15 protein-coding genes are annotated in these 15827 nt (G+C 66.6%); 8 read left to right on the forward strand and 7 right to left on the reverse strand.

The window, feature by feature from the left end:
* Positions 1-168: 168 nt before the first annotated feature.
* Entirely contained in the window at positions 169-1587 is a 1419-nt protein-coding gene (miaB, locus tag ARC63_RS01900; protein ID WP_057502387.1) for a tRNA (N6-isopentenyl adenosine(37)-C2)-methylthiotransferase MiaB, read from the forward strand.
* Positions 1588-1666: 79 nt separating this feature from the next.
* Here miaB and ARC63_RS01905 read toward each other — a convergent pair whose 3' ends face one another.
* From ARC63_RS01905 to ARC63_RS01915, 3 genes are read right to left on the reverse strand one after another with little or no spacing between them, the layout of a single operon-like run.
* On the reverse strand, positions 1667-2779 hold the full coding sequence (locus ARC63_RS01905; RefSeq protein ID WP_057502388.1) for an ABC transporter permease: 1113 nt from the start codon (positions 2777-2779) through the stop codon (positions 1667-1669).
* Positions 2776-3699 carry an ABC transporter ATP-binding protein gene (locus ARC63_RS01910; RefSeq protein ID WP_057502389.1) on the reverse strand — a complete coding sequence of 308 codons (924 nt, stop codon included), beginning with the start codon at positions 3697-3699 and terminating at the stop codon, positions 2776-2778. The genes ARC63_RS01905 and ARC63_RS01910 overlap by 4 nt, the downstream gene beginning before the upstream one ends.
* A gap of 20 nt (positions 3700-3719) precedes the next feature.
* On the reverse strand, positions 3720-4676 hold the full coding sequence (locus ARC63_RS01915; RefSeq protein WP_057502390.1) for an HlyD family secretion protein: 957 nt from the start codon (positions 4674-4676) through the stop codon (positions 3720-3722).
* Between the two features lie 482 nt (positions 4677-5158).
* On the opposite strand from ARC63_RS01915, the gene ARC63_RS01920 reads away from it, so the two are divergent.
* From ARC63_RS01920 to ARC63_RS01950, 7 genes are all read left to right on the forward strand, one after another.
* Positions 5159-6145 carry a PhoH family protein gene (locus ARC63_RS01920; RefSeq protein ID WP_049455531.1) on the forward strand — a complete coding sequence of 329 codons (987 nt, stop codon included), beginning with the start codon at positions 5159-5161 and terminating at the stop codon, positions 6143-6145.
* Positions 6142-6627, forward strand: coding sequence for an rRNA maturation RNase YbeY (gene ybeY / locus ARC63_RS01925; protein WP_005408831.1), 486 nt, complete (start codon positions 6142-6144; stop codon positions 6625-6627). Before ARC63_RS01920 ends, ybeY begins: the two co-directional genes overlap by 4 nt.
* A 41-nt stretch (positions 6628-6668) precedes the next feature.
* The gene (locus tag ARC63_RS01930) at positions 6669-7277 is read left to right on the forward strand and encodes a hypothetical protein (RefSeq protein ID WP_057502391.1); all 609 of its coding nucleotides are present in this window, start codon (positions 6669-6671) and stop codon (positions 7275-7277) included.
* Positions 7277-7864, forward strand: a complete 588-nt coding sequence (locus ARC63_RS01935; protein ID WP_019337146.1) for a hypothetical protein — start codon at positions 7277-7279, stop codon at positions 7862-7864. Before ARC63_RS01930 ends, ARC63_RS01935 begins: the two co-directional genes overlap by 1 nt.
* 64 nt (positions 7865-7928) lie before the next feature.
* The gene (locus ARC63_RS01940) at positions 7929-8810 is read left to right on the forward strand and encodes a CorC family transporter (RefSeq protein WP_005408827.1); all 882 of its coding nucleotides are present in this window, start codon (positions 7929-7931) and stop codon (positions 8808-8810) included.
* Positions 8807-10066 (forward strand): lipoprotein N-acyltransferase Lnb domain-containing protein, encoded by a 1260-nt coding sequence (locus tag ARC63_RS01945; RefSeq protein WP_057502392.1) that lies wholly within the window; start codon positions 8807-8809, stop codon positions 10064-10066. Before ARC63_RS01940 ends, ARC63_RS01945 begins: the two co-directional genes overlap by 4 nt.
* Positions 10067-10072: 6 nt before the next feature.
* Positions 10073-11095: a magnesium and cobalt transport protein CorA gene (locus ARC63_RS01950; RefSeq protein ID WP_019337144.1), complete on the forward strand. Its 1023-nt coding sequence runs from the start codon at positions 10073-10075 to the stop codon at positions 11093-11095.
* Positions 11096-11170: 75 nt separating this feature from the next.
* On the opposite strand, the gene ARC63_RS01955 is transcribed toward ARC63_RS01950, so the two are convergent.
* From ARC63_RS01955 to ARC63_RS01970, 4 genes are all read right to left on the reverse strand, one after another.
* Positions 11171-12535 (reverse strand): NAD-dependent succinate-semialdehyde dehydrogenase, encoded by a 1365-nt coding sequence (locus tag ARC63_RS01955; protein WP_019337143.1) that lies wholly within the window; start codon positions 12533-12535, stop codon positions 11171-11173.
* Between the two features lie 63 nt (positions 12536-12598).
* Positions 12599-13441, reverse strand: coding sequence for an ABC transporter permease subunit (locus ARC63_RS01960; protein ID WP_010486149.1), 843 nt, complete (start codon positions 13439-13441; stop codon positions 12599-12601).
* On the reverse strand, positions 13438-14370 hold the full coding sequence (locus tag ARC63_RS01965) for an ABC transporter permease subunit (protein ID WP_057502393.1): 933 nt from the start codon (positions 14368-14370) through the stop codon (positions 13438-13440). The genes ARC63_RS01960 and ARC63_RS01965 overlap by 4 nt, the downstream gene beginning before the upstream one ends.
* A complete protein-coding gene (locus tag ARC63_RS01970; RefSeq protein WP_057502394.1) occupies positions 14367-15503 on the reverse strand; it encodes an ABC transporter ATP-binding protein in 1137 nt (378 codons plus the stop codon). The genes ARC63_RS01965 and ARC63_RS01970 overlap by 4 nt, the downstream gene beginning before the upstream one ends.
* Positions 15504-15827 lie beyond the last annotated feature (324 nt).

The raw sequence follows: 15827 nt of genomic DNA on the forward strand, positions 1-15827 counted from the left end.
CGAGCCCACGCTCGGCTGCTCCTCCGCCTTGCACAAGGCAGCCGAGCGTGGGCTCGGCTCTACAGTGATGGCCACGCCGGGCTTGGGCTTGGCCGCATGAACGCGGCGGCTGGCGCGGGATGCGGGTAGAATTGCCCGCTTTCCCGCCACCCGAATGGATTAAGCGCCATGACCGGGACGCCAGACGTCTTTCCGCCCGCCACGCCGGGCGGTACCCCGCTCGTTGCCCTGCCCGCTGGTCCGCGCAAGCCCGACCAGGTCAAGGGCAAGCTGTACATCAAGACCCACGGTTGCCAGATGAACGAGTACGACTCGGCCAAGATGGCCGACGTGCTTGCCGCCAGCGATGGCCTGGAACTGACCGATACCCCGGACGACGCTGACGTCATCCTGGTCAACACCTGCTCCATCCGCGAGAAGGCGCAGGAGAAGGTATTCAGCCAGCTGGGCGTGTGGAAGGGCCTGAAGAACAAGGGCCGCGAGGTCATCATCGGCGTCGGCGGCTGCGTTGCCTCGCAGGAAGGCGAAGCGATCATCAAGCGCGCGCCGTTCGTCGACCTGGTGTTCGGACCCCAGACCCTGCACCGCCTGCCGGAACTGATCCGCGCGCGGCGCGAACAGAAGCGCCCGCAGGTGGACATCAGCTTCCCCGAGATCGAGAAGTTCGACCGCCTGCCGGAGCCACGTGCCGATGGCGCCTCGGCGTTCGTGTCGATCATGGAAGGCTGCTCGAAGTACTGCTCGTTCTGCGTGGTGCCCTACACCCGCGGCACGGAGGTCAGCCGCCCGTTCGAGGACGTGGTGGTGGAAGTGGCGCAGCTGGCCGCACAGGGTGTGCGCGAGATCAACCTGCTCGGCCAGAACGTCAATGCCTACCGAGGGCCTTATGGGGACGGCGAATTCGCCGACCTGGGCCTGCTGATCCGTACCATCGCCGAGATCGACGGCGTCGGCCGCATCCGCTTCACCACCTCGCATCCGCTGGAGTTCAGCGATTCGCTGATCGATGCGTTCCGCGACGTGCCACAGCTGGCCAACTTCCTGCACCTGCCGGTGCAGGCCGGCAGCGACCGCGTGCTGTCGGCGATGAAGCGCGGCTACACCGCACTGGAATTCAAGTCGAAGATCCGCAAGCTGCGCACGGTGCGCCCGGACATCTCGATCAGCTCGGACTTCATCGTCGGCTTCCCCGGCGAGACCGATGCCGATTTCGAGAAGACCATGAAGCTGATCGAAGACATCGGCTTCGACCACAGCTTCTCCTTCATCTATTCGCGCCGCCCGGGCACGCCAGCGGCCGACCTGGAGGACACGATCAGCGATGCGGAGAAGCACGCGCGGCTGTCGCGCCTGCAGGAGCGCATCAATGCGCACGCGGCCAGCATCTCTCAGAAGATGGTGGGCACGGTGCAGACCGTGCTGGTGGAAGGTCCGTCGCGCAAGAATCCGAACGAGCTGACCGGCAAGACCGAGAACATGCGCTCGGTGAACTTCCCGGCGCCGGCGCGGCTGATCGGCCAGTTCGTGGATGTGGTGATCACCGAAGCGCTGACCAATTCGCTGCGCGCGCGGGTGGTGGCGGAGTAAGGTCTGGGTGTGCCGACCAACGGTCGGCACCCACCGGAAATGATGCCGGCCAGCGGCCGGCACTACCGAATGACAGGCCTTAATCCAATCGCTTGCGGAAGCGCAGGATCGCCAGCGTCATCATCACCACGATGAAGGCCAGCAGCGCCAGCGCGTCGTGCCACAGCTCCCACAGCGAGGCGCCGCGCAGCATGATGCCGCGCACCAGCCGCAGGAAGTGGGTCAGCGGCAGCACTTCCGCCAGCCATTGCACCGGCCGCGGCATGCCCGCAAACGGGAACATGAAGCCCGACAGCAGGATCGACGGCAGGAACAGGAACAACGTCATCTGCATCGCCTGGAACTGCGAGCGCGCGCGCGTGGAAATCAGCAGGCCCAGTGCGAGGTTGGCCAGCACCAGCAGTACTGCGGCCAAGTAGATGTCCAGCAGGCTGCCGCGGATCGGCACCTGGAACAGCCAGGTGCCCAGCACCAGCACCAGCGTGGTCTGCAGCAGGCCAATCGCTGCATAAGGCAGCACCTTGCCCACCATCAGCTCGCTGCGCGACACCGGCGTGGCGATCAGCAGCTCCATGTTGCCGCGCTCGCGTTCGCGCACCACCGCCACGGCCGTAAACATCACCAGGGTCATGGTCAGGATCACCCCGATCAGGCCCGGCACGATGTTCACCGCCGAGCGCCGCTGCGGGTTGTAGAAGCTGGTCACGCTGATAGGACCACTGGCGATGCTGCCTTCGCGCAGGGGACGCGTGTTGCTGGTCGGACGCGTGTCCAGCGGCACCTGCGTCAGCTGGATCGCTGCGCTCTGCACCACGGTGTCGCTGCCATCGACCAGCACCTGCACTGCTTCGCGACCGTCGAAGCGGCGACGCTCGAAGTCGGCCGGCACCACGATGCCGACACTGATCTCGCCACGGCGCAGCGCCTGCATCAGTTGGTCGGGCGTGTACGCCTCGCTGCGCGGCGTGATCACGCCGGTGGCGACCATGTCCTGCACCAGCGCGCGCGAGGCGGCACTGTTGGCCTGATCGGCGACACCGGCGTCGAGGTGACGCAGGTTGAGATTGATCGCATAGCCGAACAGCAGCAGCTGCATCACCGGAATGCCGACGATCATCGCCAGCGTGATGCGGTCGCGCCGTAGCTGCCGCAGTTCCTTGAGCATGATCGCCCACAGCCGGCGCAGGTTCATTCCGCCGGCTCCCGGCCACGACCACGGGTGGCGGCCACGAACACGTCTTCCAGGTTCGGTGCCACCTTCTCGATGCTGGCCTGCGGGTCAGCACTGGCCAGCGCACGGCCCAGCACTGCGATGTCCGCCGCTCCCTCATTGCACAGCACGCGCAGATGGGTGCCGATCTGCGCCACGCTGAGCACGCCGGGCAGATCGGCCAGTGCGCGGCTGGCCAGGCGCGGCTGCGACGCGGTGACCTGCAGCGTGCGCCCTTCCAGCCGTGCGCACAGCTCGGCCGGGGTGCCGTCGGCCACCAGCGCGCCACGATCAAGGATCGCCAGGCGGTGGCAGCGCTCGGCCTCGTCCATGTAGTGGGTCGAGACCAGCGCGGTGGTGCCCGCATCGGCCAGTTCGAACAGGGCCTCCCAGAAATCGCGGCGCGATTCCGGATCGACTGCGCTGGTCGGCTCGTCCAGGAACAGCAGCTCCGGAGCGTGCACGACAGCGCCGGCCAGCGCCAGGCGCTGCTTCTGGCCACCACTGAGGGTGCCGGCCAGCTGCGGCTGCCTGTCCAGAAGACGATACTGCTGCAGCAGTTCGTCGACCCGCTGCCGGGCCTGCGCGCGTGGCAGATCCTGGATGGCGGCGAGGAATTCCAGGTTCTCGCGTACCGAAAGATCTTCATACAACGAGAAGCGCTGGGTCATGTAGCCGATGCGCCGGCGCAGTGCTTCGGCCTGCTCGGGAACCGCCAGGCCCAGCACCTCGATCTGCCCGGCACTCGGTTCCAGCAGGCCGCACAGCATGCGGATGGTGGTCGACTTGCCCGACCCGTTCGGCCCCAGGAAGCCATAGACCTGGCCACGCGGCACGGTCAGGTCGACATTGTCCACGGCCAGCAGATCGCCGAAGCGGCGGGTCAGGCCCTGCGCGTGCACCGCGATGTCCGCACCGGTGTTCAGAAGCGCACCTGTACCGGAAGGCCCGCTGGCAGCTTCTGCATGTCGCTGTTCCCGTCCACTTCGATCTCGGCCAGATAGCTCAGGCGCTCGACGTCATCACCGGTCAGTGCGTAGTACGGCGTGAACGACGGCTCACTGCGGATCGCACGCACGTGCCCCGTCAGCACCGTGCTGCCTCCCTCCAGCTGTATCTGCGCGGCCTGTCCGACCTTGACCTGCAGGCGCAGCGGTTGCGGCAGGTAGACGCGTGCATAGGGGCGCTCGCCGACCAGCATCACCGCCAGCGGCGCGCCGACCGGCGCCTGGTCCCCCTGCCGGTAAGGCAAGGCATCGACCACGCCGTCGCGCGGTGCGCGCAGTTGCAGCTTCTGCAGGTTGACGCCCTGCACCACCTGCTGTGCCTGTGCGGCATCCGCGGCCGCCTGGCCCTGGGCGATATCCTGCACACGGCTGCCGTGCACCCGCTCCAGCCAGGCCTGCTCGGCAGCACGCGCGCTGGCCTCGGCATTGCCGGCAGCGGCGCGTGCACGATCCAGTTCAGCGGCGGCAATCAGGCGCTGCTGTGCCAACGGCTGGACACGTCGGTAATAGGCAGTTGCTTCGGCAGCCTGTGCGCGCAACGCGGCCAGTTGCGCCTGGGCCTGCGCGATCTGCTCCTGGCGTGGGCCGATCTGCAGTTCTTCCAGCTGGGCCTGCGCACGCGCCGCATCAGCCTGAGCTGCGGCGAACTGCGCGTCTCCCCGCGCCGGGTCCAGCTGCATCAGCACGGCCCCGGCCTTGACCTGCTGTCCCTCGCGCACCTCCATCGTGGCGATGACTTCGGCCGCCGGCGCCGGCACCGTGATCCGGTCCCATTCCAGCGTGCCCAGTGCAGTCGGCGTTGACTGCCCACACCCCGCCAGCAGGCCGATGCCCGCCAGTCCGATTCCACGCATCCCGTTGCCGATGCCCATGCCATCCCCTCCTGCGACGGCGACACGGTGCCATGTGCCCCGTGCACCCTCAATGATTCCGATCAGCCCTGACGGTTTTTTCACCACACGTGGGCAAGCCTTTTGCTGCAAGGCTCCGCACCACCTATCCACAGGTTGATTCGGCATCATTCCACAACCGCTGTGGAAATCCGCAGGGACGTGGCTTTGTTGCTCGCCCGGCAACGAAACCTGCACTGCCATCACGATGAATGACCCCGTACAGGCCACCCGTGGCAGTGCTGCCGCAGCGACGAACGGCCATGACGCTTTTTTCACCAGGACCTCATGGGCCTTGTGGCACAAGCATCGCAGAGGTCTATCCACAGGTTTCCGCGTGCCCCGTCCACACCGGGTGTGGAAAACGCTGTATCGACCGTCTGCTGGCCGTGTGCCCCGCACGCGCGCTACCCTTGTCCTCCCTGAATACACTGCGGTGGAAGGCGTCGGCCCCACCCCAAGCAATGAAAAGCATCGATCATCGAGACTTCACCCTGTCGCCGGAAGACAACGAGCGACTGGCCAACCTGTGCGGCCCCTTCGACGGGCACCTGCGCCAGATCGAGCTGAAGCTCGGCGTGGAGATCGCAAATCGTGGCTTCGTGTTCCGCATCAGCGGGCCCAAAGAAGCCATCGTCGAGGCGCAGAAGCTGGTTGAAGCACTGTACGCCGAAGCCGGCGAAACCACCTTCGACAACCACGCCATCCACCTGCGCCTGGCGCAGGCCAATGTCGAGCAGATCGCCGAGCGCTCCTATGAAGCGCAGGACGTGACGATCAAGGTCAAGCGCGGCACGGTGCGCGGCCGCGGCGCAAACCAGGGCCGCTACCTGCACCAGATCGCCACCCACGACATCAACTTCGGCATCGGCCCGGCCGGAACCGGCAAAACCTTCCTGGCCGTGGCCAGCGCGGTCGAAGCACTGAATGAATCGCGGGTGCAGCGCCTGATCCTGGTGCGCCCGGCGGTGGAGGCCGGCGAGAAGCTGGGCTTCCTGCCCGGCGACCTGAGCCAGAAGGTCGACCCCTACCTGCGACCGCTGTACGACGCCCTGTACGAGATGATGGGCGTGGAGAAGGTGGTCAAGCTGCTGGAGAAAAACGTCATCGAGATCGCACCGCTGGCCTACATGCGCGGCCGCACGCTCAACGATGCGTTCGTGATCCTGGACGAAGCACAGAACACCACCATCGAGCAGATGAAGATGTTCCTGACCCGCCTGGGTTACGGCTCCACTGCGGTGGTCACCGGTGACCTGACCCAGACCGACCTGCCCAAGCATGTGAAGTCCGGCCTGCGCGACGCCATCGACGTGCTGCGTGAGGTCGAGGGCGTGAGCTTCACCTTCTTCGAATCCCGTGACGTGGTCCGCCACCCGCTGGTCGCACGCATCGTCAGCGCCTACGACCGCCGCGACCTGCATCAGATCCAACCTGGAGCAACTCCATGACCCGTGGTCCCGTGCGACTGGACGTCGCCGTCAGTTATGCCCTGCCGCGTGCCGGCCTGCCGGCGGCAGTGAGCTTCCGCAAGTGGGTGGCCGCCGCGTTGAAGGGCCGCATCCGCGAGGCCGATCTGGCCATCCGCGTGGTCGATGCCAAGGAAGGACAGTCCTTGAACCGCCACTACCGCGGCAAGGACTACGCCACCAACGTGCTCAGCTTCCCGGCCGAAGTACCCGAAGGCCTGCCCAAGGGCGTCAAGTTCCCGCTGCTCGGTGACCTGGTGATCTGTGCACCGGTCGTGGCACGCGAGGCCGACGAACAGGGCAAGGCGCTCAATGCCCACTACGCGCACCTGACCGTGCACGGCGTGCTGCACCTGCTCGGCTGGGACCACGAGGACGACAAGGAAGCCGAGGCGATGGAGCAGCTGGAACGGGAGATCCTGGCCGAGCTGGGTATCGACGACCCATACGCGGGCGAGCGCTGAGCGGGCCACCGCCCGTCGCCACGACTACAAGGGGATCAAGGATGACTCCGGGAAACAGCTTCACGACGTTTGCGATGAGCGCGGGCCTGTTCGCCGGCCTGCTGATGCTGGGCGCGCACACCGTGCGCCGCCTCAGCGCTCGTGAACCCGCCGGCAGGCACTGGCTGCTGCGCAGCCTCGCCCTGCTCTCGCCTTTGTGCCTGCTGGCTGGGCTGGCGACGGGCATGATCGGCCCCCACCTCACGGGTAGAGCGGAACCCGCCCACCTGCCCGGTCTGTGGGAAACGTCGATGGTGCTGATACTGGTCGGTGCCCTGACCCTGCCGGTGCTGTGGCGAACGCTGCTGCAGCAGCGGCTTGGCAGGCCGGTCAACGCACTCCCGTTCTTCCATGCCAGCCGCACCTCGTTGCTGGTGCTGTTCGTGCTGGCCGTGATCTACATGAAAGTGGCCAGGACAGCCGCATCGGAACTGATGCCCTGGCTCACCAGCCCGGGCCTGTGGCCGGCAGTGGCGCGCATTGCGGGTCAATCGATGCACATCGCCATGCTTGCGGTCGTGCTGACCCTCTCACTGATGGTCGCGCGGCGGGCGATGACCGGATTCCTGCGCCTTCTCACCGGGCTGTTCAGGCGCTCACCGGAGCTATGATGGCGGCCCTTCGCCTGCGGAAACCGCCCGTGTCACTGCGCTGCTGCCTGCCTTTGCTGTGTGCCCTTGCGGTCCCAGCCGCCTTCGCTTCCAGCCTGGACCTGCCGGCGCTGATCGAATGCCGCCAGGGCGTGGCCGATCAGGCCGCGCTGGCGCCGTTGCTGGCCGACCCGCTGAAGGCCGTGGCCCAGGGCCTGCAGCCGCTGCCACAGGGCAACCAGTTCATGAGTGAGTTCCGCCTGGCCCAACCGATCAGCGTGTTCGGCATGAGCACCGAGCGGGTGGCCGTGGCCGGCGCCAGCATCATGGCGGTGCTCGACCAGGCCGACCCACGCCCGCTGGCCAAGCGCCTGGCGCTGGAGACCGGCTACGACCAGGACGGCAAGTTCATGGCCGGCCGCGAGCTGGTCAGCCGCGACGTGACCGACCCGAAAACCGGCGAGGCCCAGATCGAGTCGATCATCCTCAGCGTCTCCACCGTGGCCTCCCACCCGGGCAAGACCCTGGCCGGCTGCACCTACAGCCTGGACCTGCCCGAGGAGGAGCCGGCCCCGGCCGCCCCTGCCCCGGCCACCGGCAGTCACTGACAGGCCGTCACATCCTGCTAGACTTGGGCCAACGCCCGGCCTGCCGGGTGCCTTTTTTCCAGAGATGTCAGAAGACGACAGTAGTAGCTCCCCTGCGGAGCACAGTGAAAAGAAGCGCGGCTGGCTTGAACGCCTGACCTCCGCCTTCTCCGGCGAACCCCATACCCGCGACGAGCTGGTCGCTGTCCTGCACACCGCGCAGGAAGAGGGTCTGATCGCCGCCGATACCCTGAAGATGATGGAAGGCGCCATTTCGGTCGCCGAGCTGACCGTGGGCGACGTGATGATTTCGCGCTCGCAGATGGTCTCGCTGCCGGTCGAAGCGCCCTTCCTGGAACTGATGAAGCAGGTGGTCGAATCCGGTCATTCACGCTTCCCGGTGCACGGCGAGAACAAGGACGACATCCTTGGCATCCTGCTGGCCAAGGACCTGCTGCGCGGCGTGGTTGCCGACAACGGCCCGGCCAACGTGCGCGAGCTGCTGCGCCCGGCGGTGCTGATCCCGGAGGCGAAGAAGCTCAATGTGCTGCTGAAGGAGTTCCGTCTGTCGCGCAACCACATGGCCATCGTGGTGGACGAGTATGGCGGTGTCGCCGGCCTGGTCACCATCGAGGACGTGCTGGAACAGATCGTCGGCGAGATCGACGACGAGCATGACGAAGCTGAAGATCCCTCGGCGCAGATCGCGATCCAGTCCGACGGCCAGTACGTGGTCGACGCGCTGACCCCGATCGGCGACTTCAACGAGCGATTCGGCGCGACGTTCTCCGACGAGGACTACGACACCATCGGTGGCCTGGTCACCGAGGCCGTGGGCCATCTGCCGGAAGTCGGTGACGAGCTGGCGCTGGACCGTTTCATGTTCCGCGTGGCCCGCGCCGACGCGCGCCGGGTACAGGCCTTCCACGTGACCGTGCTGCCGCCGGACGCGCAGGACGACGCTTGAAGCGCCGCGGCCTGATCCTCATGGTGTGGCTGGCACTGTGCGTGCTGGCCATGGCCATGGCCCTGCCGCTGGCCGCGTTCGCGAAGCCGGCGGCGGCCCCGCCTGCCGCTACGGCGCCCGCCAGTACTGAAGCCCCCGCCCCGCGCATCGGCGTGGTCACCATGCAGCCGGGCACGGTGTTCTTCGAACGCTTCGGCCATGACGCCATCGTGGTGCTTGATCCGGTCAGCGGTGAGGCGACCTCGTACAACTTCGGCTACTTCGACCCGTCCGAGGACGATTTCATCAGCCGCTTCGCACGCGGCGACATGATGTATTACCTGGTGGCGCTACCGCTGCAGCAGGATCTGTCCTACTACGACGAGACCGGCCGTGGCGCCAGCGTGCAGTGGCTGGACCTGCGCCCCGACCAGGCACGTGCGCTCGCTGCCGATCTGGCCGAACGGGCCAAGCCGGAAAACGCGCGTTACCACTACGACTACTACACCGCCAACTGCGCCACGATGGTGCGCGACACGGTGGACAAGGCACTCGGCGGCGGCCTGCAGTCGCAGCTGTCGGGGCGCTCGCGCGGCAACACCTACCGCAGTGAATCGGTGCGCCTGGCCTCGCCGGCACCCTGGATGTGGCTGGGCTTCGATGTAGGCCTGGGGCCGTTCGCCGACCAGCCGCTGTCGCGCTGGCAGGAAGCCTTCGTACCGATGCGCCTGGCCGATGCGCTGCGCCAGGCACGTAACAGCGATGGCCGTCCGCTGGTGCAGTCCGAACAGGAACTGCTGCCGCACCGTATCGATCCGGAGCCGAAGGAATCCGCGCGCCGCTGGTGGCCGTGGCTCCTGCTCGGGCTGATCGTGGCCGGCGGCGTGCTGGCGCTGCGCCGCCGTCCGCGCCTGCTGGCCGGGCTGGCGCTGCCGTTCTGGCTGCTGTGTGCCCTGTTCGGCGGCGTGCTGGTGTTCCTGTGGGGCTTCAGCATCCACTACGCCGCGTGGGCCAATCGCAACCTGCTGTTGCTTTCGCCGCTGGCGGTGCTGCTGCTGCCCGGGGCGATCAGCCTGCTGCGCCGGCGCGTGCCGGGCCGCATGTTCAGGATCGTACTGTGGCTGCTGGCGGTACAGGCGGTGGCCGCGCTGGTGCTGCACTGGCTGAGCCTGCAGGCGCAGTACAACGTGCAGTGGATCGTGCTGCTGCTGCCCGTCCACGTCGCGCTGGCATGGGTGCTGGGGCGTACTCCTCACTTGTCCAAAACACAGCCCTGACGCACGATGGCGGGCATGTCATTGCCCGCCTCCGCTGCCGCGCCCGCCTCGGCCAACCCCGCCTGCGTCATCAACTGCGTCCACTACGATGACGAGGGCAAACGCCACGACATCACCCTGGACGCCATCAGCGATGTCATTGCCGGTGGCAATGGCTTCGTCTGGGTCGGCCTGTACGACCCCAATGACGATGTGCTGTTGAAATTGCAGGAAGAGTTCTGCCTGCACGACCTGGCCATCGAGGATGCGCGCAATGCGCACCAGCGGCCCAAGGTCGAGACCTACGGCAATTCGATGTTCGTGGTGGTGACGACCGCGCAGATGGTCGACGAGCGCATCCAGTACGGCGAAACCCACGCCTTCCTCGGCCCGCGTTTCCTGGTGACGGTGCGCCATGGCGCTTCGCTGTCCTACGCCCCGGTACGCGCGCGGGTCGAGCGCGAGCCCCAGCTGCTGAAAATGGGCCCGTCGTACTGCCTGTATGCGGTGACCGACTTCGTGGTCGACAACTACCTGCCCATCGTGCACCGCTTCCGCGACACCCTGGACCTGCTCGAAAAGGACATCTTCGCCGACACCTACAAGCGCAGCACCGTGGTGCGGCTGTACGAGCTCAAGCGCGAACTGAACAAGATGCGCATGGCGGTGGCGCCGCTGCAGGACGTGCTGGCACAGCTGCGTCGCTATCAGGGCGAACTGATCCCCGACGAGGTGAAGCTGTACATCCGCGACGTGCACGACCACGCGGTACGCATCAGCGATGTGATCGACACCCTTCGCGAGATGCTGGGCACCGCACTGAGCGTGAACCTGTCGCTGGTGACGCTGGCGCAGGGCGAGACGGTCAAGCGGCTGGGTGCATGGGCGGCGCTGCTGGCGGCGCCGACGCTGATCACCAGCTGGTACGGCATGAACTTCAGCCACATGCCCGAGCTGAGCGAACCGTGGTCCTACCCGCTGATGATCGTTGGCGTGGGCGGCGTGTGCGTGGGGCTGTACCGGCTGTTCAAGCGCGCCAAGTGGCTGTAGATCGTATCGACCAACGGTCGATACCCACCAGACCGGTAGGCCACGACCGTTGGTCGTGGCGCATTGCATGATCCATCAAGCCACGTAGACGGTCTTGATGTTCATGAACTCATGGATGCCATGGTCGGCCAGTTCGCGACCGAAACCGGACTGCTTGCTGCCACCGAACGGCAACCGCGCATCGCTCTTGACGATGGCGTTGACGAACGCGGCGCCGCATTCCATCCGCTGGGCAAAGCCTTCGCCGCGCACCGCGTCGCGCGTCCACACGCTGCCGCCCAGGCCGAAACGAGTGTCGTTGGCCACGCGCAGCGCCTCAGCTTCATCCTTGACCCGGATCACCGCCGCCACCGGCCCGAACAGTTCCTCATCGTAGGCCGGCATGCCAGGACCCACCTGGTCGAGCACGGTGGCTGGATAGCCGGCATGCGTGCCGGCAATCGGCTCGCCACCGATCAGCACGCGCGCGCCCTTGGCGACGCTGGCCTGCACCTGCTTGTGCAGTTCGTCGCGCAGGTCGGCGCGCGCCATCGGCGCCAGCGTGGTGCCGCGCTCGTCAGGGTCGCCATACTGGCGCTCGCCCGCCGCTTCCACGAAGCGACGGGTGAATTCATCGGCCACCGCATCGACCACGATGAAGCGCTTGGCCGCGATGCAGGTCTGGCCGCTGTTGTCGAAGCGTGACTTCACTGCCGCGGCCACGGTCTTGTCGAGGTCGGCATCATCGAGCACCACGAAGGCATCGCTGCCGCCGAGCTCCATCACCGACTTCTTCAGCTGGCTGCCGGCATTGGAAGCGATCGAGCGCCCTGCCCGCTCGCTGCCGGTCAGCGTCACCGCCTTCACCCGCGCGTCGCGCAGCACCTCGGCGGCCTGGTCGTTGTCGATGTGCAGTACATCGAACACGCCATCGGGCAGGCCGCCGTCACGGCACACCGCCAGGATCAGGTCGGCGCACTGCGGCACGTTGCTGGCGTGCTTGAGCAGGGCCACGTTGCCAGCCATGAACGCCGGGGCCAGGAAACGGAATACCTGCCAGATCGGGAAATTCCACGGCATCACCGCGAATACGCAGCCGATCGGCTCATAGCGCACATAGCTGCGCTGGGCTTCGGTGTCGATCAGCTGCGGCTTCAGGTAGTCGGCCGCGTGGTCGGCGTAGTACTCGCAGGCGGCAGCGCACTTGTCGACCTCGGCCAGCGCCTCGGCCTTGAGCTTGCCCATCTCGTGGGTCATCGCCTGCTGCAGGTCATCGCGACGGGCGCGCAGCTGCGCGGCGATCTGGCGCAGGATGGCGCCGCGGTCCTGGAGCGAGTGATCAGCCCAGCCGGGGAAGGCATCGGCAGCGGCCTGCAGGCGCTGCTCGATGTCGGCTGCACCCATCAGTTCATGGCGGTAGGTCACCTGGCCGGTGGCCGGGTTGATGATCTCGACAGTCATGGGGGATCTCCATCTGGAAGACCCCCATTGTGCGCCGCCGGCCGTGAGCCGGGTGTTGCCGGATCAGCCGTTGTCCTGCCGCGCCAGCTGCAGATCGCGCTGGCGCCGCTTCTCCGCACGCGCATTGATGTACCAGCCGATCACAGCAGCGATCGACACCGCCGACACCAGCAGCGTGGCCAGTGCGTTGATCTTCGGGCTGATGCCCATGCGCACCGAAGCGAACACCTTCATCGGCAGCGTGGTCGAGCCCGGCGTGGCGACGAAGCTGGCCACGACCACGTCATCCAGCGACAGGGTGAAGGCCAGCAGCCAGCCCGCCACCAGCGCCGGCGCGATGATCGGCAGGGTGATGCGGCCGAACACGGTCAGCCGGCTGGCACCCAGATCCATCGCCGCTTCTTCCAGCGACAGGTCCATTTCCTGCAGGCGCGAGGACACCACCACGGTGACGAAGCACAGGGTGAAGGTGACGTGCGCGATCCAGATCGTGGTCAGGCCGCGTGCGGGAAAACCGGGAATCGCGCCCATCGAGGCCAGCAGCGCCATCAGCGAGAAGCCCAGGATCACATCCGGCATCACCAGCGGTGCGGTCACCAGTGCACCGAACAGTGGCTTGCCACGGAAGCGCTTGAAGCGGGTCATCACCATCGCCGCCAGCGTGCCCAGCACGGTAGCCGTGCAGGCGGTCCAGAACGCGACCACCAGGCTGGTCCACATCGCATCCATCAGCGCGCGGTCGGCGAACAGGTCACTGTAGGCGCGGGTGGAGAACCCGGCCCAGACCATCGCCAGCCGCGAGCTGTTGAACGAATAGAACATCAACAGCAGGATCGGCAGGTACAGGAAAGCGAAGCCGAGCAGCAGCACGCCCAGCCCCAGGCCCCTGGCGGTACGCGGGCTCATGCCTGCTTCCCTTCCAGCAGGCGCTGCTGGGAACGGTTGAACAGCAGGATCGGGACCAGCAGCAACAGGATCATTGCCACCGCCATCGCCGAGGCGCCCGGCCAGTTACGGTTGTTGAAGAACTCGTTCCACAGCTGGCGGCCGACCATCAGCGTCTCCGAGCCGCCCAGCATTTCCGGGATCACGAATTCACCGATCGCCGGAATCATCACCAGCATGCAGCCAGCGATGATGCCCGCCTTCGACAACGGCAGGGTGATGCGCAGGAACGCCTGCCACGGCTTGGCACCCAGGTCGTAGGCCGCTTCCAGCAGCCGGTGGTCATGCTTGACCAGGTTGGCGTACAACGGCAGCACCATGAACGGCAGGTAGCAGTAGACGATGCCGATGTAGGCGGCAGTCGGCGTATCGATCAGCTGCAGCTTGGGCAGGCCGAGGCTGGTCATCAGCGACTGCAGGCCGGTGAACTGCAGGAACTGGTCGAGCAGGCCGTTGCGGTCCAGGATCGCCTTCCACGCGTACACGCGGATCAGGAACGAGGTCCACGACGGCAGCACCACCAGCATCATCGCCACGTTGCGTGCGGCCGGTGACAGGCGGGCGATGGCGTAGGCCATCGGGTAGCCGATCAGCAGGGTCAGGGAGGTGGAGATCGCCGCGATCTTGATCGAGCTCAGGAAGGCCTGCGCATAGATCGAATCGCGGAACAGCGCCAGGTAGTTTTCCAGGTTCAGCTTCAGCGAGAAGCCGCCATCCACGTACTGCAGCAGCCAGGTGTACGGCGGCGAGCCGACCCGGCTGAGCGAGAAGCTGATCATCAGCACGATCAGGAACGGCACTGCGAAGAACAGCAGCAGCCACAGGTACGGAATGCCGATCACCGTGGCACGCAGCCCCGGCAGCCAGCGCTTCAGGCCGGCCGTGCTCATGAGGTCAGCACCACGCCGTCGTTGTCGCGCCAGTGCACCCACACACTGTCGCCCCAGGTCAGGCCATCGCTGGCCCAGCGCTGCGAGTTGGCGAAGTTGGCCAGTACCTTGGCGCCGCTGGGCAGGCGCACGTGGTAGACCGAATGGCTGCCGAAGTAGGCGATGTCCTCGATCACACCCTGGGCCTTGTTGGTGTGCCCTTCCGGCTCGTCCTTGCCGATCATCACCTTCTCCGGGCGCAGCGCGAACGCGACCGGCTGCCCTTCATAGCCGGTGATGCCATGGGCGATGTAGATCGGCGCCGGGAACAGCGGCGAGCGCACGGTGACGTACTCGGGCAGGTCCTCGTCGATCACCCCGTCGAACAGGTTGACCGAACCGATGAACTCGGCGACAAAGCGGTTGGCCGGCTGCTCGTAGACCTCGTCCGGCTTGCCGACCTGCTGGATCCAGCCGGCATCCATCACCGCGATGCGGGTGGCCATGGTCATCGCTTCTTCCTGGTCGTGGGTGACCATCACGCAGGTCACCCCCGACGATTCGATGATGCTGACCAGTTCCAGCTGCATCTGCGAGCGCAGCTTCTTGTCCAGCGCGCCCATCGGCTCGTCCAGCAGCAGCAGCTTCGGCCCCTTGGCCAGCGACCGCGCCAGCGCCACGCGCTGCTGCTGGCCGCCGGAGAGCTGGTGCGGCTTGCGCTTGCCCAGGTGGCCCATCTGCACCAGATCGAGCATCTCGCCGACGCGCTTGCCGATCGCGTCCTTGCCCAAGCCATCCTGTTTCAGGCCGAAGGCGATGTTCTGCTCGACCGTCATGTGCGGGAACAGGGCGTAGGACTGGAACATCATGTTGACCGGCCGCTGGTACGGCGGCAGCGCGTCCAGGCGCTGGCCATCGAGGGTGATGCTGCCTTTGGTGGGCGTCTCGAAGCCGCCGAGGCAGCGCAGCAGGGTCGATTTGCCACTGCCGGAGCCACCGAGCAGGGCGAAGATCTCGCCCTTGCGCACGTCCAGATTGACGTCGTCGACGGCGACGAAACCGTCGAATTCCTTGCGCAAATCACGAATGGAGAGATAGCCGGGCGCACCGGTCGTGTCGACGACGGCGGCTACCGGCTGGGCTTCAACGGGCATGGGGGCTCCGGGAGCGGGCGGTGGACAGCGGCCGCCATTCTACCGGCCGGGGGCCGCAGGGGATATGACGGCAGCAGGTGGAACCGGCCGGTAAGCGGCCTCGGGGCCTCGAGGGGTGTCGGTTTTCCCCCGCCATGCTGGCCTGTCCGCCGGAAGGCCCGGGCTCTCTTCGACGCCCGGGCGGCCGTCCCGACCAGACACCACGGGCGGCAGCCCGATCTGCAACATTTTTCAGAACGGGATCCATTGAAAGCCAAGGACATTCCCCGCGCAATGCCTCGGATCAAGGCCTTGCATGGACCCACACTGGTGATTCCCCCGGAC

The sequence above is a fragment of the Stenotrophomonas geniculata ATCC 19374 = JCM 13324 genome, assembly GCF_001431625.1.
In the GTDB taxonomy this organism is placed as follows: domain Bacteria; phylum Pseudomonadota; class Gammaproteobacteria; order Xanthomonadales; family Xanthomonadaceae; genus Stenotrophomonas; species Stenotrophomonas geniculata.